Raw genomic sequence first — 21,869 nt, forward strand, 5'->3', positions numbered from 1 at the left:
AACTAATTGGCAGAAATCTTATGAATTACATGCGTTCTATTGTTGTACTTATGCTGTGCGTGATCGTGGCTATTCCTGCGCTTAGCGCGCAAGAATTTGAGCTAAAACATGAACACGAAGCCAGCATCGAATATGTGTGCCCTATGCACAGTCACATCGTCAGTGATGAGCCAGGTACCTGCCCAATTTGTGGCATGGATCTAGAGCCGCGTCAGCGTGTGCAAGAGAGCGATGTTAAAGTCAGCGCGCAAATGCAGCAGAACCTTGGTATCCGTACCACCACGGCCGAAGTCACCACTCTATGGCGCTACTACCCCACCATCGCCAGCGTGCAATGGAATGACGACGCACGCTACAATTTGAATACGCGTGCCTCGGGCTGGATTGAACGCTTGCACGTGCGCAGTGAAGGTCAACGTGTGCAGCAAGGCGATCCGGTTTACGACATTTACAGCCGTGAGCTGGTCGTAGCGCAACAAGACTTTTTGCAGGCGTTAAGCAGCGCATCGGCAAATCCACGGCTATTACGTGACGCTAAACTGCGTTTAGAACTGCTTGGGTTTGCCAAACCATTAATTGCCCAATTGGAAAAGTCCAAAGAGATTATCTACCGCGTGCCTGTATTCGCCCCACACAGTGGTGTGGTAACAGAACTGAATGTGGCGGAAGGCATGTACATCGAGCCTGGCCTGGCAGTCATGACCGTAACCGGCGATGACAGCTATTGGCTCATTGCCGATGTACCTGAGCGCTATAGTGATTGGCTTAGTGTGGGTGCGCCGGTTGATGTCACCTTGCCACAAGCGGGGCTGAACAAACACGAAACAACCATCGACTACATTTATCCGGCACTTGATACCCAGGCGCGTACCCAGCGGGTAAGAATTAAAATGCCAAACAGCAAAGTGGGTACTAACTTACTGGTTGGCATGCAAGCCGAAGTAGAACTCTACGGTGGGCCGAAACGCGACGCGTTAACTGTGCCGCTAAGCAGCTTAATGATTACCGGCACCAACAACCGAGTGATGGTAAAAACCGACGACAATAGCTTTGTTCAGCGCGACGTACATGTTGGCCTGGTGGTTGGTGACCAAGCAGAAATTCTGCACGGTTTAGAAGCCGGAGAGCACGTTGTTGTGGCGGGCCAATTCCTGCTTGATTCAGAAGCGACGCTACTGAACAGCCGTATGCAGAACCCACAATCGCAGGAGGCCACTGATGCTCACGCAAATCATTAATGCCTCACTGCGTAACCGCATACTGGTTATTATTGCGGCCGTATTAGCGGCTTGGTTTGGCTGGCGCGCCATGACCAGCACGCCACTTGATGCCATTCCTGATCTTTCCGATGTACAGGTGATTGTAAAAACCAGTTATCCAGGGCAGGCACCGCAACTGGTGGAAGAGCAGGTTACCTGGCCGCTCGCCAATGTCATGTTGGCGGTGCCAGGAGCCGCTGAAGTGCGTGGCTATTCATTCTTTGGCGACTCCTATCTGTATATTCTGTTTGAAGACGGTACCGATATCTATTGGGCCCGCAGCCGTGTATTGGAATATTTGAGCCAAGCACAAGAGCGCTTACCCCAAGGCGTTACGCCTGAACTTGGGCCTGACGCGAGTGGTGTGGGTTGGGTATTTCAGTATGTATTAACTGACAGCACCGGGCAGCATGACTTGGGGCAACTCACCAGCTTGCAAAATTGGTTCTTAAAACAAGAGCTGCAAAGCGTAAGTGGTGTGTCAGAAATTGCGACCGTCGGCGGTATGGTGCAGGCCTATCAAGTGGTTATTGAACCTGAACGTTTGCAAACCTACGGTTTAACCTTGGGCGCCATACGTGACGCAATTCAAACGGCTAACGCCGAAGTGGGTGGCGGCATTATTGAAATGGCTGAAGCCGAATACATGGTACGCGGTACAGGTTACCTGCAGTCACTTGAAGACTTACGTAAATTACCATTGAATGTGCGCAGTGCAACCGGCACCGCGATTACTTTAGACGACGTAGCTACCGTGCGACGCGGACCAGTAAGTCGCCGCGGTATCGCGGAGTTTAATGGTGAAGGCGAAGTGGTGGGCGGCATTGTTGTCATGCGCCATGGCGAAAATGCCTTAGCCACAATTGAGCGCGTGCGCGACAAACTTAAAACGCTGCAGCAAGGGTTACCTGAAGGCGTTGAAATAACGCCGGTGTATGACCGTTCGCAACTTATCCACCGCGCCGTTGATAACCTAACCACCAAGCTGGTTGAAGAAATGGCGTTTGTGGCATTGGTTACCATTTTGTTTTTGCTGCATATTCGTTCCGCGCTGGTGGCAATTATCACCTTGCCTTTGGCGGTGTTAATGAGTTTTATCGTGATGCGCTGGTTGGGAATTAATGCCAACATAATGAGCTTAGGCGGTATCGCCATTGCCATTGGTGCTTTGGTTGATGCGGCCATTGTGATGGTAGAAAATGCCCACAAACACTTGGAGCGCTACCGTGAACAACATGGCGCACCGCCGCAGGGGGCTGAGCATTGGCAAGTGATTGCAAAAGCCACCGGTGAAGTGGGGCCTGCATTATTTCTATCGCTGCTGATTATTACGCTGAGCTTTATTCCGGTTTTCGCATTAGAGCAACAAGAAGGGCGTTTGTTTGCCCCGTTGGCGTACACCAAAACCTTTGCCATGGCCGCGGCAGCGTTGCTGTCGATTACCTTGGTGCCGGTATTGATGGGCTATTTTGTGCGCGGGAAAATCATTAGCGAACACCGTAATCCACTTACGCGTCTGTTGGTTGCTGTGTACCGGCCACTATTGAATGTGGTGCTCAACTGGCCAAAATTCACCTTGGTGTTAGCTGTTATAGCAGCAGTTAGTGCTTACTACCCGCTGAGTAAGCTGGGCAGCGAGTTCATGCCTGCCATGCAAGAAGGCGATTTGCTCTACATGCCAACCACTATGCCGGGTGTGAGCCCTGCGGCGGTCGGCAAGTTATTGCAGCAAACTGACCGGCTGATCAAACAAGTGCCCGAGGTTGATACGGTATTTGGTAAATCCGGCCGTGCCGAAACGGCAACAGACCCGGCACCTTTAACCATGCTGGAAACCACCATTCAGTTAAAACCTGAAGACCAGTGGCGTGAAGGCATCACCATTAACGATATTATCGCGGAACTGGATGCAACGGTGCAGGTGCCTGGTATCACCAATGCGTGGGTGCAGCCAATTAAAACCCGTATCGACATGCTCTCCACCGGGCTGAAAACACCGTTAGGGTTGAAGATTGCAGGGCCTGATCTGAAAGAAATACAACGTATTGGCGCTGAACTTGAACAGGTACTGCAGAATGTGTCCGGCGTGAGTTCGGTTTTTGCTGAACGTCCGGCAAGTGGCCGCTATATCGAAATACGGCCGCAACTCGATAAAGCGGCACGCTATGGCCTCACCCAAGCCGATATTCAAACCGCCATACAATTTGGCATCGGCGGCGCGACCATTGCAGAAACCGTTGAAGGTACAGAACGCTACCCCATCACGTTGCGCTATCCGCGTGCCGAGCGTGACCACGTTGAACGCTTGAAAACCATGCCATTGGTAAGCAAGGACGGCGCGTGGGTCACGCTTGAACAGGTTGCTGATATTCGTGTAACCATGGGGCCTGCAATGATTCGTAGCGAAAACGCACGACCTACCGGCTGGGTATTCGTAGATGTCGCGGCAGACGTACCCGTCGGGGATGTATTGGCCGCCGCCCAACCTATCGTGAATGCGTACCAACTTCCACCGCGTTACAGTGTGAGCTGGTCAGGGCAATACGAGTCCATGCAACGTGTAAAAGCCAAGTTGCAAGAGGTGGTGCCGGTAACCTTAGCGGTCATCCTGATTCTGTTGTATTTCACCTTCCGCTCGTTCAAACAGGCGGTGCTGATCATGGCGACACTGCCGCTCGCATTGGCGGGTAGCTTATGGTTTATCTGGTTGCTTGGGTTTAACCTGTCCATCGCTGTGGTGGTGGGCATGATAGCGCTGGCAGGTGTTGCCGCCGAATTTGGCGTGGTGATGTTGTTGTACTTGAACAATGCGTGGCACGACCGTACCGAGCGTACCCGCACCAGCTTGCATGATGCCATTATGGAGGGTGCGGTGCAGCGGGTGCGACCGAAAGCAATGACGGTAATAACCATTATCGCCGGCCTACTGCCGATTATGCTCACTGAGGGCACCGGTAGTGAAGTGATGCAGCGCATTGCCGCACCGATGATTGGTGGCATGGTCGCTGCGCCGCTATTAAGTTTGTTTGTGTTACCGGCGGTTTATTGGCTGTATTGGCAACGCAAAGTGAAGGCAGCTTAAATGAGTAGCCCGAGTTATAGCAGTAGCTGCCAGTCAGGGGCGAGCTGCGGCTGAATGCGTTCGGCCAAATCGGGCTTCAGATGATTAATCCAAATGCGTTTGGGCTGCTCGGTTAAACCGCCGAGCAGCTTTTCGCAAAGTTGTGGCGTTAAGTGGCACGACTGCAAGGCAACAGCTTCGAGTTCGTTGGGAAACGAACATTCAAGAATAATAGCGTCAAGCGGGCCCAATGCGTTAAGTGCGTTCACGACACGTTTGGCATACCCCGTATCCGCAACAAAGGCCGTCAGCTGGCCAGCTTTGCGCACCGCATACCCAAACGTGGGCACGGTGTGGTAGGTGGCAAAGGCCTTAATTTCTACGCCCTCAATGGTAACGGATTCGCCCGCTGTAATTTCTTGCAGGCGCACAAGTGGCTTTTCTGCCGACGGCATCACCGTCATATCGGGCCAAATCACCCAGTTAAATACGTGTGCCTTAAGCGCAGCGAACGTGTCTTTTGAACCGTACAAGGTCACCGACTGCGAAGGGTCAAGCGCGTTAAATAAATTAGCCAGCAGCATGGGCAGGCAACAGATATGATCGCTATGGCTGTGGCTTAAAAATATATGCCGTACCTGCTGCATTTGTGCCAGGTTCAATTGACTGATACCGGTTCCGGCATCAATCAATATGGTGTCGCTGATTTGCAGGCAGGTACTGCCGCTAAGCCCAGCTAAGCCGCCGCTGGCGCCTAATACATTTATGTTCATTTAACTCGCATCACTAATGCATACATAACCGGCACCACCACCAGTGTTAACAGGGTAGCGAAGCCCAGACCAAACATAATAACCACCGCCATGCTGACAAAGAAGTCATCAAATAACAATGGGATCATTCCGACGATGGTGGTGGCTGCGGTCATTGTCACTGGCCGTACGCGACTAATCGAGGCATCAACAAGCGCACTAAGCGCCTCTTTGCCCGTATGTAACTCAACGCGCACTTGCTCCAGCAACACCACACCGTTTTTAATGAGCATGCCTGACAAACTTAAGAAACCAAGCAAGGCCATGAAACCAAACGGTTGATTGGTTACCCATAGCCCCAAGGTAACACCAATAACACTCAGCGGTACGGTGGTCCAGAGCACGCTGGCCTGACGAATGGAGCTAAACAACAATACGGTAATAATAAACATCACTAAAAAGGCGAGCGGCAAGGCTTGGAATACTGCGCCTGTGGCCTTTTTTGAGGCCTCAAATTCGCCGCCCCAACTTAGCTCATAACCAACCGGCAGCTCAATCGCTTCAATGGCTGGGCGAACGCGCGACAACACCATAGCTGGGGTTTCGTCGCCAAAAATATCGTGGTCGGCCATAACGGTAATGGTGCGTTTGCGGTCGCGGCGCAGTATAAGGTTGTCTTCGGCCAACAAGGTCATGTCACGCACCACTTGACCAAGCGGAATATGCTGGTGCAAGGCTGAGCTGTAAACTTGCAGCTCTTGCCAGTTGTTCAAGTCAGTACGTTCACCAGCCGGGGCGCGCACCACAATCGGCAACAAGTCAGTGCCGTCACGATAAACGCCAACCGTCTGCCCAGTAAAGTTACGTTTGAGTACATCGTCAACATCCGATTTGGTGATGCCCAACCGGCGTGCTGCGGCTTCATTGAATTCAGGTTGCAGCACTTTGGTGCGCTGGCGCCAGTTATCACGCAAGTTATGCACGCCGTCATCTTTGGCCATAATCGCCCGCGCTTGGTCGGCCAATTGGCGCAGCACCACGGGGTCAGAGCCGCTAAAACGGGCTTCGATTTTCGCCGTTTGCGTAGGGCCCATTTCCAGTGGCTTCATTTTGTATTCAACGTCAGGTTGCTCAACCTTCAGGTAAGCTTCAAAGTCCAATAAAATAGCCTGCAGCTGATCCGTGTTTTCCGCCCGTAAAATAAGCTGCGCGTAACTTTCATAAGACTTTTCCACTTGGTAGGTCAGCGTAAATCGCGGCGCACCCTGACCAATGGTTGATGCGACAAATTTTAAGCCATTGTTTTGGTTTTCCGCGTCCACGCCTTGTGTGGCCAAGTAATGTTCCAGTTGTTTCACTTGCTGCGCTGTTGCACGTATGTCGGTGCCTTGCGGGTACCACAAATCAACAAACGCCATGGGCGTGGTGCTGGGTGGAAAGAACGACTGCTTAATGGTGGTAAACCCGTAACCAGCAACAACCAGCAGCAACAGCATCACCGCAACAGTTGTTTTACGCCAGCGTAAAAACCAGTGCAGCATGATGCGATAACCCCGAAACACCCAGTGGTTATAAACGTGGTCGTCGTCTTCCGGCTGCTCACGGGCTGTTCGCGCGCGCGCATCTTTGCGGAATAAGATGTTTCCTAAAAACGGTGTCAGCGTAATAGCGGTGAACCAACTGAGTAACAACGAAATAAACAGCACCCAGAACAGTGAATTGGCATACTCGCCGCTGGCATCTCGTGACAGGCCTATTGGCGCAAAGGCAATAATGGCAACGGCGGTTGCGCCCAGTAAGGGCCAAATATTCTGTTGCACCACGTCAATCGCGGCTTGAACCCGTGACAGGCCGCGCCGAACACCAACCAGCATGCCTTCGGCAATCACAATGGCGTTATCAACCAGCATGCCCAGCGCAATAATCAGGGCGCCTAAAGAAACCCGTTGCAGCTGAATGTCCATCAGGTACATGAAGATAAAGCTGCCAAGCACGGTGATGAGCAACACACTGCCAATGAGTACGCCCGAGCGTAAGCCCATGGTTAACAGTAACGCTATCACCACAATGACGATGGCTTCAGCGAGGTTAATCAGGAAATTATTGACCGAATTATCCACTTCCGAAGGCTGGTCATAAATTTTTTGAACCTGCATGCCAACCGGTTGCGCATAACGCAGCTCGTCCAGACGTTGCATGACGCGCTCACCCACATCGACCACGTTCACGTCTTCAGCAAATGACAGCGCTAACCACAGGGAATCTTCACCGTTGTAACGTACTAAATGCGTCGGAATGTCTTGGTATTCACGCGTTACCGTCGCAACATCGCGCAACAAGATACGCGCGTCGGCACCCGGGTTGCTGATCATTAAGTTGGATAGTTCATTAACGCTTTTAAACTCGCCGCTGGTTTGCAGACGAATGCGTTCGCTACCTACTTGCACGCGGCCAGCATCGCTGACCGTGTTTTGGGTTTGCAGCAAATTAACGATTTGTTGAGGCGGCACGCCAAAGTTAGCAAGTTTTTCACGTGAAACTTCAACGATCACGTGTTCGTTTTGTTTGCCGGAAACTTGTACTTTGCCAACCCCTTTAACCAACACCAACTCGCGGCGCAGGTAATCGGTATAGTCGGCAATATCCTGATAGCTATAGCCCTCGCCAGTAATTGCGAACGTCATGCCATATACATCAGCAAAGTCGTCTTTCACCATTGGCTCGCCGCTGCCTGGCGGCAAATGTTTGCGGGTGTCGTTGACCTTGCGGCGCAGCTCATCCCACACCTGCGGCATTTGATGCTTGCGCAGCGTGCTGTGCATCTCAATCATGATTTGACTTAAGCCAGGCTGTGACACCGACGTAATATGGTCAACGTAGCTCAATTCTTGAATGGCATTTTCCAGCCGGTAGGTTACTTCTTCTTCAACTTGCTGTGACGTGGCGCCGGGATACTGGGTAATCACCATGGCTTGCTTTAAGGTGAATTCAGGGTCCTCTAAGCGGCCAATATTTTGCAGCGCCACCACACCACCAAGCAGTAAAATCAGCAACACCAACCAACTGGTGGTGGTGCGCTTTATACTGTAGCGAGCGATATTTATCACAGGCCACGCTCCTTAACCCATGGACGCACCTGCTGTTCGCTTCGCAACGCATGCACGCCGGCAATCACGATTTGCTCGCCGGGCGTTAACCCGTCGATAACCTCAACGCCTTGGTTGGTCACCGCTCGAACGGTAATTTGGCGCTGTTGAACCCGCTCGGTTTCAGGATTAAAAACCCAAACAAAATGCCCTTGGTCAGGCGCATCTGAGGTGGGCGAAAACAACGCTGCTGTGGGCACTAATATGGCGGCTTCAGCCTGCTGTGACACAGCATTCGCGTCAACGGACACCATTGCCGACATACCCGGAAGCACATTCAAATTTTCTGGCGCGGGTAGGGTAAACACCACCTTGTAGGTGTTGGTAGCAGGATCGGCAGTGGAATCCCACTCTTTTAAACTGGCCTTGAACTGTAGCTCTGGTGCTGCCGCAAAGGTGACATCAGGCTGGTAATTCGTTTGGCGTTGCACCCGCGCAAAAAGCCCCTCAGGTACGCGAATACTGACATCAATTGCATTATTCATTTGCAAGGTCGCGATTTGACGCTGTGGCTGCACGGTTTCATAGCGCTCAACAAACACATGGGCAATGGTTCCAGCAAAGGGTGCGCGTAACTCGGTATAGCGCACGTTGGCTCGGGCCGTTTCAACATTCGCCCGCGCAACTTCAAGGTTCGACTTCACTTCGTCAAATTGCTGCGGCGATATCACCCCTTGGTCAACCAGGTTTTCTGTGCGGCGAAATTGCGCCTGTGCCAACTCAAAGCGCGCCTGCGCTTGGTCCAGTACCAATTGATAATCGGTTGGGTCGAGTTTGGCAATCAATTGGCCTTGCGTAACCTCATGCCCGGCCTTAACCGGAAACTCTTGAATTTCACCACCTACGCGAAACGCCAGTTGCGCCACTTGTGCAGCTTCAACCACCGCCGGGAAACTGCGTACACGCTGACCATCAGCAAAACTGACGGTATGCAACTTCACCGGTTGTATGACTGCCGCGCGCTGTTTCTCCTGCGGTGCATCGCTGCAACCCGCTAAAGCCGCAAGGGCGGCGAGGATGAAAAAACGAATGTGCATAAAACCTCCAGTGAGATGAAAAACAAAAGCGATATTAGTTATTCGTTATTGGTTATTCGTTGGATCGAGAAAACGAATAATGATTCTACGCTGTTGCATGTAAAATAATACTGAATTAATCTTGAATACATGTTCAGTTTTATTTAATTAGATTCGGTGCGCTTGCGATGAAGATTCAACAACTACAAATGCTCAATGCATTGAGTGAGACAGGAACGCTACTGGGGGCTGCCGAACACTTACACCGAACCCAAGCAGCGGTCAGTATGGCACTTAAGAAGCTTGAAGACGAGGTGGGGTTTCCGCTGTTTGATCGTGAAGGCTATCGGCTAAAATTAACCGCTTATGGTGAGCAATTTTTACGACAGGCACGCGAGGTACTGCGGCAGCAACAACGTTTGCAATCCTTAACCCAACAGTTGCGCGATGGTGCAGAGCCGGTGCTACGTATTTCGTACGATCATACCTGCGCACCCGCCAGCTTGTTTGAGGCCATGCGCGCCATGCAAACCCGTTACCCAACCACTGACCTCCTGCTAAACGGCGAAGCACAACTGCGCTCCTTGCGGGCCATTCGAGAAGGTGAAGCCGATTTAGCATTAACGCCTTGGTTACCCGTGTTTCGGCAGCATGGCGATTTTGAAACCAAGTTAGTTCGCCCATTTGAATTATTGGTCACCATTTCGCCAGCACTTGTGGCCAAGTATGGCTTGCCCACACAGCGGCGTGACTTACTCGACATACCCATGCTGATGCCGCAAAACCAAGACGTCGGCATTAATTTGGACCGAATGATTCGGATGCCCGGCCAACAACGGATACGTGTTAACGACTCCATCGCCCAGCGTGAATTACTCGTAGCCGGTATGGGCTGGGGTATTGTACCCGGTGACATTATTGGCGATGAGCTGGCGCGCGGTGAACTCATCCGCATCGACATACCGGACTTCATCAATCAGGTTCACCTGGAAGTGCATCTTGTTCGCTCAGCAGAGCGCATTGCAGGCCCCGCCGCCCAAATTATCTGGGACTATTTTTAAACTATCTTTTTCCAAACTAAGGGTTTGACGCGTTCGGGCACATACAATGCGTAACCATACTGGGTTTGCAGCAGAGCTGCCGTATCGTACAAGTCCATCATGGAACGACTTTTAATGTCACTCGCCGTTTCATTGCGAATATCGTTGCGCGCAATCTCCACAGCGTGGTCCCAGCTACCAATTGCACGCTCGGGTGAATAGACGTAACGGTAAACTTGCATGCTGGCCTCGTCAGTGTCAGCTAATGCTGGCGCAGCAGTTACAAGAGCGACCGCTACCAACAAGGTTTTCATTGTGAATGTTTTCATGATCGATCCCCCCACAGAGATGTCATGTATTAAGATAGTCGAGAAGTGTGAAAAGTTTATTGCACAAATGTAAGGAATCGTTACTAGTTACTAGTTACTCGTTATTGGTTACTGGTTATTCGAAAAACAAAATCACTAAATAACGAACAACGCCTTTGCTCTCCATTCACAGCATTTATCGCAAAGATTGATGCATATATCCCCATATGAATTCAAATCAGCCGCTAAAACCCGTATAATCCGCCACACTTTTCAAACCGCAACAGCAAAAGGGGTACCCAGTGCTGCAAGAATATCGTAAGCATGTCGAAGAGCGGGCCGCAGAAGGCATTCCGCCAAAGCCACTGACAGCAGAGCAAGTTGCTGATTTAGTCGAATTACTGAAAAACCCACCAGCCGGTGAAGAAGACTTCTTATTAGAACTTCTTTCTGAGCGCGTACCTCCAGGTGTTGATGAAGCTGCTTACGTAAAAGCAGGTTTTTTGTCAGCCATCGTAAAAGGTGAAGCAACCAGTCCTGTCGTGAGCAAAGACGCTGCAGTTTCTCTGCTTGGCAATATGCACGGCGGTTACAACATCGTGACTTTGGTTGAGTTGCTCGACGATGCCGACTTAGGCGAATTAGCTGCCGAAGAACTGAAACACACCTTGTTGATGTTTGATGCCTTCCACGACGTGGAAGAGAAAATGAAAAACGGCAATGAATTGGCCAAAGAAGTTGTTGAATCATGGGCAAATGCCGAGTGGTTCACGGGCCGTGACAAAATGCCTGAGCAAATTAAAGCAACCGTATTCAAAGTAACTGGCGAAACCAATACCGACGACTTGTCACCAGCACCTGATGCGTGGTCACGTCCGGATATTCCGTTGCACGCCAAAGCGATGTACAAAATGCCACGTGAAGGCGTAACTGACGCGGCGAAACAAATTGAAGAGCTGAAGCAAAAAGGCCATCCAGTTGCGTTTGTGGGTGACGTTGTAGGTACCGGTTCTTCGCGTAAATCTGCCACCAACTCAGTGTTGTGGTTTATTGGCGAAGACATGCCAGGCACCCCAAACAAGCGTGCTGGCGGCATCTGTATTGGTAGCAAAGTTGCGCCAATTTTCTTCAACACCATGAAAGACGCAGGCGCGTTAGTGTTTGAAGCAGACGTTGAAAAAATGAATATGGGCGATGTGATCACCATCCACCCATACGCTGGCAAAATTGAAAACGAAGCGGGCGAAGTTATCGCTGAGTACGATTACGCATCACGGGTTATCCTTGATGAAGTGCGTGCTGGCGGTCGTATTAACCTGATCATCGGCCGCGGTTTGACAGAAAAAGCGCGTGAGTCACTCGGTTTGGGTCACTCAGAGCTGTTTTTGAAGCCTGAACAACCAGTCGACAGCGGTAAAGGCTTTACCCTAGCGCAAAAAATGGTCGGTAAAGCATGTGGTATGGAAGGCGTTCGCCCAGGTACCTATTGCGAACCGAAAATGACCACTGTGGGTTCACAAGACACCACCGGGCCAATGACGCGTGACGAGTTGAAAGACTTAGCCTGCTTAGGCTTCACTGCGGATTTAACCATGCAGTCATTCTGTCATACGGCGGCGTATCCAAAGCCTGTTGATGTTGAAACACAGCACACCTTGCCAGACTTCATCATGAACCGCGGCGGCGTGAGCTTGCGTCCGGGCGACGGTATCATCCACAGCTGGTTGAACCGTATGTTGTTACCAGACACCGTAGGTACTGGTGGCGACTCGCACACCCGCTTCCCACTGGGTATCTCATTCCCAGCAGGTTCTGGTTTGGTTGCGTTTGCTGCAGCTACTGGTGTTATGCCGTTGGATATGCCTGAGTCAGTATTGGTGCGCTTCAAAGGCGAAATGCAGCCAGGAATTACCTTACGTGACTTGGTTCACGCTATTCCGGCATTTGCGATTAAAGAAGGTTTGTTGACCGTTGAAAAACGTGGCAAGAAAAACATCTTCTCAGGCCGCATTTTAGAAATCGAAGGCCTCGATCACTTAACCGTTGAGCAAGCGTTTGAATTATCAGATGCGTCAGCAGAGCGTTCAGCTGCAGGTTGTACGATTAACTTGTCAGAAGAATCAGTTGCTGAGTACTTGCGCTCGAACATTACCATGTTGCGTTGGATGATCAACGAAGGCTACGGCGATGTGCGCACGCTTGAACGTCGTGCAAGCAAAATGGAAGAGTGGTTGGCGAACCCAACGTTGATGCGTGCTGATGCAGACGCAGAATACTCAACCGTGCTTGAAATTGACTTGGCCGACATCAAAGAGCCAATCGTGTGTTGCCCGAATGACCCAGATGACGCGAAATTCTTGAGCGAAGTTGCGGGCGATAAAGTTGACGAAGTGTTCATCGGCTCGTGCATGACCAACATTGGTCACTTCCGTGCTGCAGGTAAACTGCTGGAGAAAAATACGCAAGAATTGAACACGCGTTTGTGGATTGCGCCACCGACTAAAATGGACGAAGCGCAGTTACGTGAAGAAGGCTACTACAACATCTACGCCAACAACGGCGTGCGTACTGAAATGCCAGGCTGTTCATTGTGCATGGGTAACCAAGCACGTGTTGAAGCGGGCGCAACAGTGTTGTCAACGTCTACCCGTAACTTCCCGAACCGCTTAGGTGATGGCGCCAATGTTTACCTGACCTCAGCTGAACTTGCAGCTGTTGGTGCAATTTTGGGTAAACTGCCAACGCCTGAAGAGTACATGGAGTATGCGCAGGACATCAACGCAATGGCTGGCGAAGTTTATAAGTACTTGAACTTCGACCAAATGGACGCCTTCCGTGAAGCAGAAGCTGCAGCGAAAGCGAACATTATCCCAACCATTAATGTTGGCTAATCGCGTTCACGCAATTGGTTAAAAAAGGAGCTCAAATGAGCTCCTTTTTTTTGCCTAAAACTTTTATTTAATAATCAGCCATTTAAACAAAAGTTATAAATTCTGCTTGCCTATTTCTCATCTTTGCATAATCTTAACGTTAACTGAACATAAAGTACCCAAGGGTACGCATGAACAACTCAGTTGCATCATCAATAACAAAAATAACAGCTCATTGGAGAGCTCTATGAACAACATCAAACTAGCTATCGTAGCTATTCTCGCTTTATTCCTCAGTGCTTGCGCAATGGGTCCACAACTCGCTCAGCCTTACCAACTTACCGCACCACCAGCAATTGAAGGCAACAGTGGCCAATACATGAGCCCTTATACTTCTGACGGTGTGTTAGCCGAATGGGTTAACAATGCGCGTAATGCTGACATGGGCAGTGCGATAGGCGGGATGGCAGGCGCTTATGCTGGGCAAAAACTCGCGGAAAACATTCCATTCATCGGCGGTTGGTTAGGCCAGGAAATTGGTGAAACCGTTGGCCGTGAAGTGGCTTTAGAAATGGCCGGTGGCGAAGAAATTATCCGTGGCACGTCAGATATTTCCTTCAACAGTCTCGAAGAATTGTCTGTATGGATGTACGTAACCCACTCAGCGCACCCGCATTATCAAGACGCGCTCGAATCGGCAATGTCGATTTACCCTGAGTTAAAAACTGTTTACTCACAAGCTTTGTACACAGCCTCTGGTCAACTTGGCTACTAAGCACTGAAACGTTAACAGTTACTAATCAGAAAAAAGGGCACCCCTTATGAATAAAGTCGTTTTATTAGCGACCCTGGCAAGCGTTATTACGCTTGCTGGGTGTTCGAGCACCTCAAACATAGACAACAGTGCAGGCCGAGCCACGGTGTATGAAGACGCTCGCTCACCGGGCAAAGTGCAAGGTGTTGGCGTTGAATCACAAGATATCATGGCCGTTACCGATCAAATGATGCGCGACATGCTGAGCAACCCGCAGCTGGTTAGCCGTGATGTTGCCCCGCGCATCATTATCGACAGCCAGTACTTCACCAACGAGAGTTCATCACGTATCAATAAAAACATGCTGACCGATCGGCTGCGGATTAACTTAAATCGTGCGTCCAATGGCCGCTTGGTTTTTGTTGGCCGTGAATACGCTGACATGGTTGAAAAAGAACGTGAATTGAAACGCATGGGCGTGGTTGACGGCGGCACCATTCGTGCCACCCAAGCAACAGCCGGTGCGGACTTCCGTTTGGTTGGGCGCATCATGTCGCTTGACGCGATGGACACGCGTAGCCAAGAACGTTCGCGTTATCACCAAATCACTTTCGAGCTTGTAGACCTCGAACTTGGCACCTATGTGTGGAGTGGCATGTATGAATTCCAGAAAACTGCACAAGACGACGTTATCTATCGTTAGTGCAGCCTTGGTGTTGGGCCTTGCTGGCTGTGCCAGTACGGGCCCAACGCAATACCAAGCGTTAGCACTGAATCAACAAGAAAAAGATGCACTGAACGACAAGCCTGCCTATTTACGCCCGCTTTATCGCAAACTGTTCGAAGAAGGTAAGCGTAACGAAGTGCTGAACCGCATGGAAATTGGTACAGCGGCGTTTTATCAGGGCGATATTGATATTGCGCGTGAGAACTTTGATGCGGCTTTGGAAGTTATTGAAACCGTTTATGCGGACAATGACTCAGCAACAAAGGCTCGTAGTTTGTGGCACGAAGAGGGCCGCAAAGACTTTAAAGGCGAGCCCTATGAGCGCGCCATGGCCTACTACTATCGTGGACTCATCTATTTGATTGATGGTGTTTACGATAATGCACGAGCAAGTTTCGTCAGTGGCTTAATGCAAGATGCATTTGCCGAAGAAGAGCAAAATCGCAGTGACTTCGCAGTGATGCTGTTACTTGCTGGCTGGTCAGCGCAAAAAATGGGTAGCCCAGTACTTGCTGAAGAAGCTTACGACGAATTGCGTGAACTGCGTCCTGATTTTCCGATTCCAGCGGCCGACGACAACGTGTTAATTCTGGCTGAAACCGGGTACTCACCGCGTAAGCTCGCTGATGGCATGGGTCACTATGAATTGGTGTTCAGGCCCGGAAAAAACTTCAAAGAAAAGCAGGTTGTGATTAATACGGGGCAGCAAGAAGTAGCGATGGAGCCGGTAGAAAGTGTTTATTGGCAGGCTACTTCGCGTGGCGGTCGCCCAGTTGATGCGATTATTGAAGGTAAGGCTGCATTTGCGAATAACACCGCCAGTTTTGGCCGAGATATCGCCCAGCTTGGTGTCACCGCGCGCGTGTTTGCACCGGCAATAGGTGGCAGTAGCGGGCAAGTTGGTAACACCTTGGCGCTAATCGGTGTGGCAAGCATGGCGTTGTCCGCTAATGTGAAGCCGCGTGCAGACACCCGTTACTGGTCACGTTTACCTGATGCCGTGCATAGCTCCACCACCAAGGCCAACCCAGCCGACGTGGCCATGTGGCAAGCACAGTACACAGATATTGATGGCAATCCTGTCGCTCTAGACTCTGGCGTGTTTCATCACTACCAAGATCCACAGGGCAATCATTTAATCTGGCACAGCTCACGTGCCCGTTAACACAGCATTAAGGATAAGCATTATGAAACGACATTTTATATTCGTCGCCAGTTTAGTACTTACGCTTGCCGCATGCGGCAGTACGCAAAATGGTTACAGTGGCTCACACCCAGTGCAGCGCACGAGCACCAATGAGCTCAATTCAATTGTTTTTATAGATCATAGTTTGAATCGAACCGACATTACCAAAACCCCATTTGGCGAAAAAGTTAAAGACACCGTCAAGGTCACTTTAGACCGTAGCGGCATCACCAACACCGCGACTGGGCAATTGGAAGTGTGGACCATGATTCGTAACCGCACAGATTATGATCTGCAAATTGAAGGCAAAGCATTGTTTTTTGACGCCAACCAAGCACCGTTAATGGATGAGTCCATGTGGCGTCGCGTGTACGTACCGGCAAACGGCACGGCCATCTATAAGGAAACATCACTCAACAATCGGGCCGAATACTTTTTAGTTGAGCTACGTGAGGGCCGCTAATATGAAAGCCGTGTTCCTGTATGGCATGTGTGCTGCTACCTTGTTGGCTAGCAGCACTGTGCAAGCGCAAGATACTCAAGCGCAACCGATGTTAAATGACCCGTATTTTGATCGGGCCCGGCAAGCGGAGCAGCAGCAAGTCAGTTTGTTGCAGGTGGATAAAGCGACGTTCCGCGCAGCTTACGACAAGGCGGGTAAGCCAAAGTTAGTGATGTTAGTTGGCGAACCTTTCAGTGACATGGTTTCTGACTGGCACATGCAACGTCGGGTAAGCGTTAACGCCCAGGCAACCGGCACTGAGGGAACCTTTGTACCCGAATCGCAAAGCGTTCAGGTTGGGGTAGAGCAGCGCGGTTATGACAACCCACGCCGCTCCAGTATGCTTAATGCCGCCCAGTGGGATGAATATCAACGTGGTTATCAGAGCATGCTGATGAGTTTTGGCGTGCGGCTGGTCAATCGCAGTGTAGCCATGCGTTTATTGGACTCGGAAATTCGTGCGGAAACCAACCGTAACCCGCAAGACGACAGCCAACGCTTAGAAATGGACATGTTGCGCAAGCACACCAATCTGCTCATTGAAGTGATGCCATACCGCGAAACCAAAATGAACTATGAGCCTATTGGCTACCACATCACCATGACATCTTTAGAAGACGCCACGTTACTTGCTGATGACCGCGTGCCAATTCCACAAGGGTTGTATGAATATGGGGCAACGGCGGGTGGTTATGAATTACAACGGCCGCGCAATGTCGCTGGGGTAACCGCGCAACCTGGTGGCTATGAAGTGATTGAAGAGCAAGCTGAGCTGTGGGCCGAGCAAGGGCAATTAGCTGCGCAAGCAACGTTGCAAATGCTTTACGACCGTTATCTGTAAGGCTAGTCTACTAGGCACAGGTAGCTAATATTGGAGTAACTGTGCCTTGAACACTAAAGGTTGGGTTCTGACCGTTGTTATAGCATTGCTGCTGGCCGGTTGCAGTAGCAATGAGAGCAACACCCCGCGACTCGATATTAATGACGGCGTGTACTGGTCAGAACGTTATCAAAGCTACGTGGTGGTTGATGACGCGGTGATTACCCGCTATCAATGGACACCGTCACAATGTTGGGCCGCAGATGCTGGCCTCATGCCACGCGTGTTTTCCAGTAAGTTCAACCCCGGCCAGCATGCCTGGGTTGGTGCAGGTTACCGAACCTTGGTGTTGCAACGCTTATCCGATGGCTTACCCGTGGTGTTTACCCGCGAACCCTTTTTACCCAACCACTGCACGCAAAAACCTGAGTCAGGCGCTCAACAAGTCGTCGATACGCTGGCCGAACTATTGCAACAATTTCATCATGGCTTGAGCCAAACGGCACTGCTGCGCTGGCAGTATGAGGCGCAACGCATAGACGCCATCGAATCGGATGTGCCGCTGGATGATCAGGTTGCGTTGTTTGCCTTGGTCAGCGAAGTATTAGAGGACAGCAATGACGAGCATGCTTTTATTTTGGCGCAGGGCATCCAACGGTATTATCGCGTCAGTGACTTCGAAGTGGGTGAGGCACAACGCGAGCAAGCGCGGCGGCAATTATTGCAAGATCTGCAAATTAGCCGACTCAACCATGGTTGTGAGCAAGCCTTATGGTGGGGGCTACTCAATACCGGTGAATATTACCTTGGTATACAACGTTTGCATCGCTTTAGCTCTGAAGCCAGTTATAGCGAAGCCGGACAACGTTGTTTGCAGCGCGCCTTGTATAGCATAGAAGAAGACTTAAAAGGTGTTGCGCAAGTTACCGGCGCCAAACCGAAGCTACTTATTGATTTGCGCTACAACGAAGGCGGTAGCTTGTTACTGGCAAGTCAGTTAGCCAATAGTTTGGTCGCCCGTGACGAAGCACTCACAACCATTCAAGGGTACAGCGTATCTGAAACCCGTCGGCCTGACCTATCGGCGTTGCATCAGCGCGGCACGGTATTAGTCACGGAAGTTACTGCAAGTGCGGCGGAGCATTTAGCGCAAGCTTTACGGTTGCGTGGGTTTGTATTGCGCGGGCAGAAAACCCGTGGTGCATTTTCACCAACAACCGTCAAAAGCTTGCCCAACGGATGGATAGTGGGGCTGTCGATGTATCCCCCGGATGCTGTGGTGGATGGTCGTGGCGCGACCCTTCCGGAAGGGGAAGGGCTCACGCCTGACGAAAACTTACCCATAGAAGTGCTGTTTCCAACAGAGCCAGCACAGGACTAATGCTAGGCACCGCTCACAGAAGACTGCTTAGCAGAACTTTCGGCCACTTGACTGTCTATCCAGTTGCGCGTTTCCTGCTGCAGAACATCTAATGGAATACTGCCATTGCGCAGAATCACCTCATGAAACTCACGCACGTCAAAGTCAGCGCCTAACGCTTGTTCAGCTTCGGTGCGCAACTGACGTATCAGCATTTCACCCAACTTGTACGACAGTGCTTGGCCAGGCCAGGTAATATAACGGTCAATTTCCGTTTTCACATTGTGCAAACTCAACGCCGTATTGGAGGCCATAAAGTCCATCGCTTGCTGACGGCTCCAGCCCATTGCATGCATACCTGTGTCGACCACTAACCGCGCTGCGCGCCACATTTCGTAGCTTAAACGGCCAAAGTCACTGTATGGATCCTGATAGAAGCCCATTTCTTTACCAAGCCACTCCGCATACAAGCCCCAACCTTCACCGAAGGCAGAAATATAGGTGTAACGACGGTAATCCGGTAAGTCTGACATTTCGCGCGCTAACGCCCCTTGCAAGTGATGGCCCGGCGCAGCTTCATGCAGGGTCAGCGCTTCCATCTGATAGAGCGGGCGGCGGTCAAGCGCGTAGGTGTTAACCCAGTAAAAGCCAGCACGGTCGTCGCGGTTGCTGCCAGCATAACGCCCAGTGGTGTATTTCGGCGCAATTTCAGCGGGTACCGGAGCCACTCCATAAGGCTGACGCGGAAGTGTTTTGAAAAACTTCGGGAGTTCGCCGTCGGCTTTCTTGGCAATGTACGCGGCTTCTTTTAACAACTCTTCTGCGGTTTCTGGGTAAAACTGCGGGTCTGTGCGCAAGAAGTTGGTGAATTCTTCAAAGCTACCTTTAAAACCGGTTTGTTCAATAACTATCGCCATTTCATTGCGAATACGTTTAACTTCGTCCAAACCGCGTTGGTGAATTTCTTCGGGCGTTAAATCAAGCGTGGTGAAATGTTTAATACGGTTTTGATAATAATCGCGGCCATCAGGTAATTCGCTGGCGCCCACACTGTCGCGACTGTTTGGCAGGTAATCCATCACCATGAAGTCAAAGTAACTTTGGTAAGCTGGCAATACCTGCTCATCAATAATCGTTGCCGCTTCTTGTTGCAGTTGAACCCATTGCGTTGCGGTTACAAAAATTGGTTTTTTGCCGGTAAAAGGTTCAAAAAACAAACTATCTTCAGGCGCCTGTACAATATATGCCGCAATACTTTCTTCAAACCCTTGCATGGCAGCTTTCGGTTGGGTGTAGCCTTCTGCTAAAGCAGCTTGCAACCAAGCGGTTTGCTGAACCATGTAGCGCGGAACCGAACGTAACCGTTCTAAATAATTCTGATAATCGTCAAAGCTCCGAAAGCTGGCGTTACGCACCATGAAGCCAAGGTTACTATGAAAGCCACCTTCAGCGTTTAGCGGCATATAATGTTCTTTGTAGGTGTAGCCATCCACTAAGTTTTGTAACCGGTAGGTCAGCATGCGGTGGTTGATTTGATTTTGTCGTGACAGTGCAGACACGTCCACCTGTTGCAACTGGGCTAACCAAACTTTCTGTTCCTCGGCGCGCTCGGCAAGGGCAGCGGCAGACATATCGGGCAATTGATTACCTTGCTGAGAGCCCTGTGCTTGCAGTTGTTCAAAAATGCCGTCAGCCAGTTCACTGTATCGGCTATCGGCACTCTCGGCCGCTTGCTGAGTGGCAGCTGCATTGGCCTGTGACGCGGTTTCTTGCGTGCTGGCGCAACCGCTAAGCAGCAGGGCAATGGCTGTCGCTGCTAAGCTGGTTTTAAACAGAGTTTTGGTGTTGGACTGTGCGGGTGTTCCTGAACGCATGATATCTCCGGCAATTGATTCAAACAGTTACATATTAACCTATGACATGAGTTTGCTAGACTTTATAATCTACATCAGTGTCAAAATATGGTAAAAACCATCATGAAAGAAAACCAATCTATCGCACAAACGCGCATGGCGCTACAAGCACGATGCGACCGACACGCAGTATTTGGCGAGGAATCTACGAGGAATCTATGACGCACGCACAGACAGGGATATACGCGGAACCCAATTTACACGGGGTGACCTTGTTGTTGAATGTCATGACAGATGACGTGGCTCATGTGCGCCGTAAACTCGCCAGAGTTCCTCAGTTGCTTGAAGACTTAGACCTACGCTTCTCAGAAGCCATGCTCAATGGCTACATTGCCATTGGCAGCGACTATTGGGACGTGGTGTACCCAGAGTCACGGCCGCTGCAACTTACCGGCTTCCCAGATTTGAACGATGGTGACCGCCAAGCCCCGCGCGAGTCAGTCGATTTGATGCTCTGTGTGCGTTCTGATCGCTTCGATGTAAATTTTCAGGCCGCGCGCACCTTGATGGAGTGGCTGGGGCACGACGTTGAACTGATCGATCAAATCAACACGTTCCGCTTTATGGACGGGCGCGATTTGCTCGGCTTTATTGATGCACCGGATAATCCGCGTGGCATGCGCCGTCGTGAAATCGCCTTAGTCAATGATGACCCAGTTTTTAAAGGCGGCAGCTACATATTCAGTCAGCGCTTTCGTTATGACCTGCGGCGCTGGGAACAATTAAGCACCGAAATTCAAGAACACGTGATAGGGCGTAAAAAAGTTACCGGCGAGCGGATCAGCGAAGCGGTATTAAGTATGGTTACCCATACCCAAAAAGCACGTTTGGTAGACGCCAAGGAACAACCCTTGGAATTATTGCGCCAGAATATGCCGTGGGGTAATTTACGTGAACAAGGGCTGCTGGGTATGTATATGACTGGAAAGCCGCAGCACGTTATCCATTGGCTTAAAAATCGTTACATTGCAGACGAGCAGGGCGATTATGATCCGTTGCTGGATTACATTGAAGCTGTAAGTAACGCGGCCTTCTTCGCCCCTTCAATCGATTTTTTGAAAAGCAAAAGCGATATTAGTCGTTAGATATTTGATATTAGAAAAACACTGTTACATCATATCTAATATCTAATATCTAATATCTAATATCTAATAT

The 21,869-nt window shown here is 50.5% G+C and carries 16 protein-coding genes; 11 read left to right on the forward strand and 5 right to left on the reverse strand.

Features of this window, described 5'->3' with window-relative positions; translation table 11 throughout:
• Nucleotides 1-29 precede the first annotated feature (29 nt).
• On the forward strand, nucleotides 30-1,238 hold the full coding sequence (locus ACN0UN_RS03470; protein ID WP_417658751.1) for an efflux RND transporter periplasmic adaptor subunit: 1,209 nt from the start codon (nucleotides 30-32) through the stop codon (nucleotides 1,236-1,238).
• Nucleotides 1,219-4,341 (forward strand): efflux RND transporter permease subunit, encoded by a 3,123-nt coding sequence (locus ACN0UN_RS03475; protein WP_417658752.1) that lies wholly within the window; start codon nucleotides 1,219-1,221, stop codon nucleotides 4,339-4,341. The genes ACN0UN_RS03470 and ACN0UN_RS03475 overlap by 20 nt, the downstream gene beginning before the upstream one ends.
• A gap of 14 nt (nucleotides 4,342-4,355) precedes the next feature.
• Here ACN0UN_RS03475 and ACN0UN_RS03480 read toward each other — a convergent pair whose 3' ends face one another.
• Genes ACN0UN_RS03480 through ACN0UN_RS03490 form a run of 3 tightly spaced genes read right to left on the reverse strand, consistent with a single transcriptional unit; the run spans nucleotide 4,356 to nucleotide 9,255 of the window.
• Nucleotides 4,356-5,093, reverse strand: coding sequence for a 3',5'-cyclic-nucleotide phosphodiesterase (locus tag ACN0UN_RS03480; RefSeq protein WP_417658753.1), 738 nt, complete (start codon nucleotides 5,091-5,093; stop codon nucleotides 4,356-4,358).
• Nucleotides 5,090-8,176: an efflux RND transporter permease subunit gene (locus tag ACN0UN_RS03485; protein ID WP_417658865.1), complete on the reverse strand. Its 3,087-nt coding sequence runs from the start codon at nucleotides 8,174-8,176 to the stop codon at nucleotides 5,090-5,092. The genes ACN0UN_RS03480 and ACN0UN_RS03485 overlap by 4 nt, the downstream gene beginning before the upstream one ends.
• Entirely contained in the window at nucleotides 8,176-9,255 is a 1,080-nt protein-coding gene (locus ACN0UN_RS03490; protein ID WP_417658754.1) for an efflux RND transporter periplasmic adaptor subunit, read from the reverse strand. Before ACN0UN_RS03490 ends, ACN0UN_RS03485 begins: the two co-directional genes overlap by 1 nt.
• A gap of 167 nt (nucleotides 9,256-9,422) precedes the next feature.
• On the opposite strand from ACN0UN_RS03490, the gene ACN0UN_RS03495 reads away from it, so the two are divergent.
• Nucleotides 9,423-10,295 carry a LysR family transcriptional regulator gene (locus tag ACN0UN_RS03495; RefSeq protein ID WP_417658755.1) on the forward strand — a complete coding sequence of 291 codons (873 nt, stop codon included), beginning with the start codon at nucleotides 9,423-9,425 and terminating at the stop codon, nucleotides 10,293-10,295.
• On the opposite strand, the gene ACN0UN_RS03500 is transcribed toward ACN0UN_RS03495, so the two are convergent.
• A complete protein-coding gene (locus ACN0UN_RS03500; protein ID WP_417658756.1) occupies nucleotides 10,292-10,603 on the reverse strand; it encodes a hypothetical protein in 312 nt (103 codons plus the stop codon). The genes ACN0UN_RS03495 and ACN0UN_RS03500 overlap by 4 nt on opposite strands.
• Before the next feature lie 281 nt (nucleotides 10,604-10,884).
• On the opposite strand from ACN0UN_RS03500, the gene acnB reads away from it, so the two are divergent.
• From acnB to ACN0UN_RS03535, 7 genes are all read left to right on the forward strand, one after another.
• Complete coding sequence (acnB, locus tag ACN0UN_RS03505) at nucleotides 10,885-13,473, forward strand: bifunctional aconitate hydratase 2/2-methylisocitrate dehydratase (RefSeq protein ID WP_128351376.1); 2,589 nt, start codon at nucleotides 10,885-10,887, stop codon at nucleotides 13,471-13,473.
• 226 nt (nucleotides 13,474-13,699) lie between these two features.
• Nucleotides 13,700-14,227: a hypothetical protein gene (locus ACN0UN_RS03510; protein WP_128351375.1), complete on the forward strand. Its 528-nt coding sequence runs from the start codon at nucleotides 13,700-13,702 to the stop codon at nucleotides 14,225-14,227.
• Between the two features lie 46 nt (nucleotides 14,228-14,273).
• Nucleotides 14,274-14,909 (forward strand): penicillin-binding protein activator LpoB, encoded by a 636-nt coding sequence (locus tag ACN0UN_RS03515; RefSeq protein WP_128351374.1) that lies wholly within the window; start codon nucleotides 14,274-14,276, stop codon nucleotides 14,907-14,909.
• Nucleotides 14,866-16,098 (forward strand): hypothetical protein, encoded by a 1,233-nt coding sequence (locus ACN0UN_RS03520; protein ID WP_417658757.1) that lies wholly within the window; start codon nucleotides 14,866-14,868, stop codon nucleotides 16,096-16,098. The genes ACN0UN_RS03515 and ACN0UN_RS03520 overlap by 44 nt, the downstream gene beginning before the upstream one ends.
• Before the next feature lie 22 nt (nucleotides 16,099-16,120).
• Nucleotides 16,121-16,582: a hypothetical protein gene (locus ACN0UN_RS03525; RefSeq protein ID WP_417658758.1), complete on the forward strand. Its 462-nt coding sequence runs from the start codon at nucleotides 16,121-16,123 to the stop codon at nucleotides 16,580-16,582.
• A 1-nt stretch (nucleotide 16,583) separates the two neighbouring features.
• Entirely contained in the window at nucleotides 16,584-17,462 is an 879-nt protein-coding gene (locus tag ACN0UN_RS03530) for a hypothetical protein (RefSeq protein ID WP_417658759.1), read from the forward strand.
• Between the two features lie 46 nt (nucleotides 17,463-17,508).
• On the forward strand, nucleotides 17,509-18,822 hold the full coding sequence (locus ACN0UN_RS03535; RefSeq protein WP_417658760.1) for a S41 family peptidase: 1,314 nt from the start codon (nucleotides 17,509-17,511) through the stop codon (nucleotides 18,820-18,822).
• 2 nt (nucleotides 18,823-18,824) lie between these two features.
• On the opposite strand, the gene ACN0UN_RS03540 is transcribed toward ACN0UN_RS03535, so the two are convergent.
• Entirely contained in the window at nucleotides 18,825-20,675 is a 1,851-nt protein-coding gene (locus ACN0UN_RS03540; RefSeq protein ID WP_417658761.1) for a DUF885 domain-containing protein, read from the reverse strand.
• Between the two features lie 197 nt (nucleotides 20,676-20,872).
• Here ACN0UN_RS03540 and ACN0UN_RS03545 point away from each other — a divergent pair, with 197 nt between their 5' ends.
• Nucleotides 20,873-21,799 (forward strand): Dyp-type peroxidase, encoded by a 927-nt coding sequence (locus ACN0UN_RS03545; RefSeq protein ID WP_417658762.1) that lies wholly within the window; start codon nucleotides 20,873-20,875, stop codon nucleotides 21,797-21,799.
• The last annotated feature ends 70 nt before the right edge of the window (nucleotides 21,800-21,869 follow it).

The sequence above is a fragment of the Pseudidiomarina sp. genome (genome assembly GCF_048267825.1).
In the GTDB taxonomy this organism is placed as follows: Bacteria; Pseudomonadota; Gammaproteobacteria; order Enterobacterales; family Alteromonadaceae; genus Pseudidiomarina.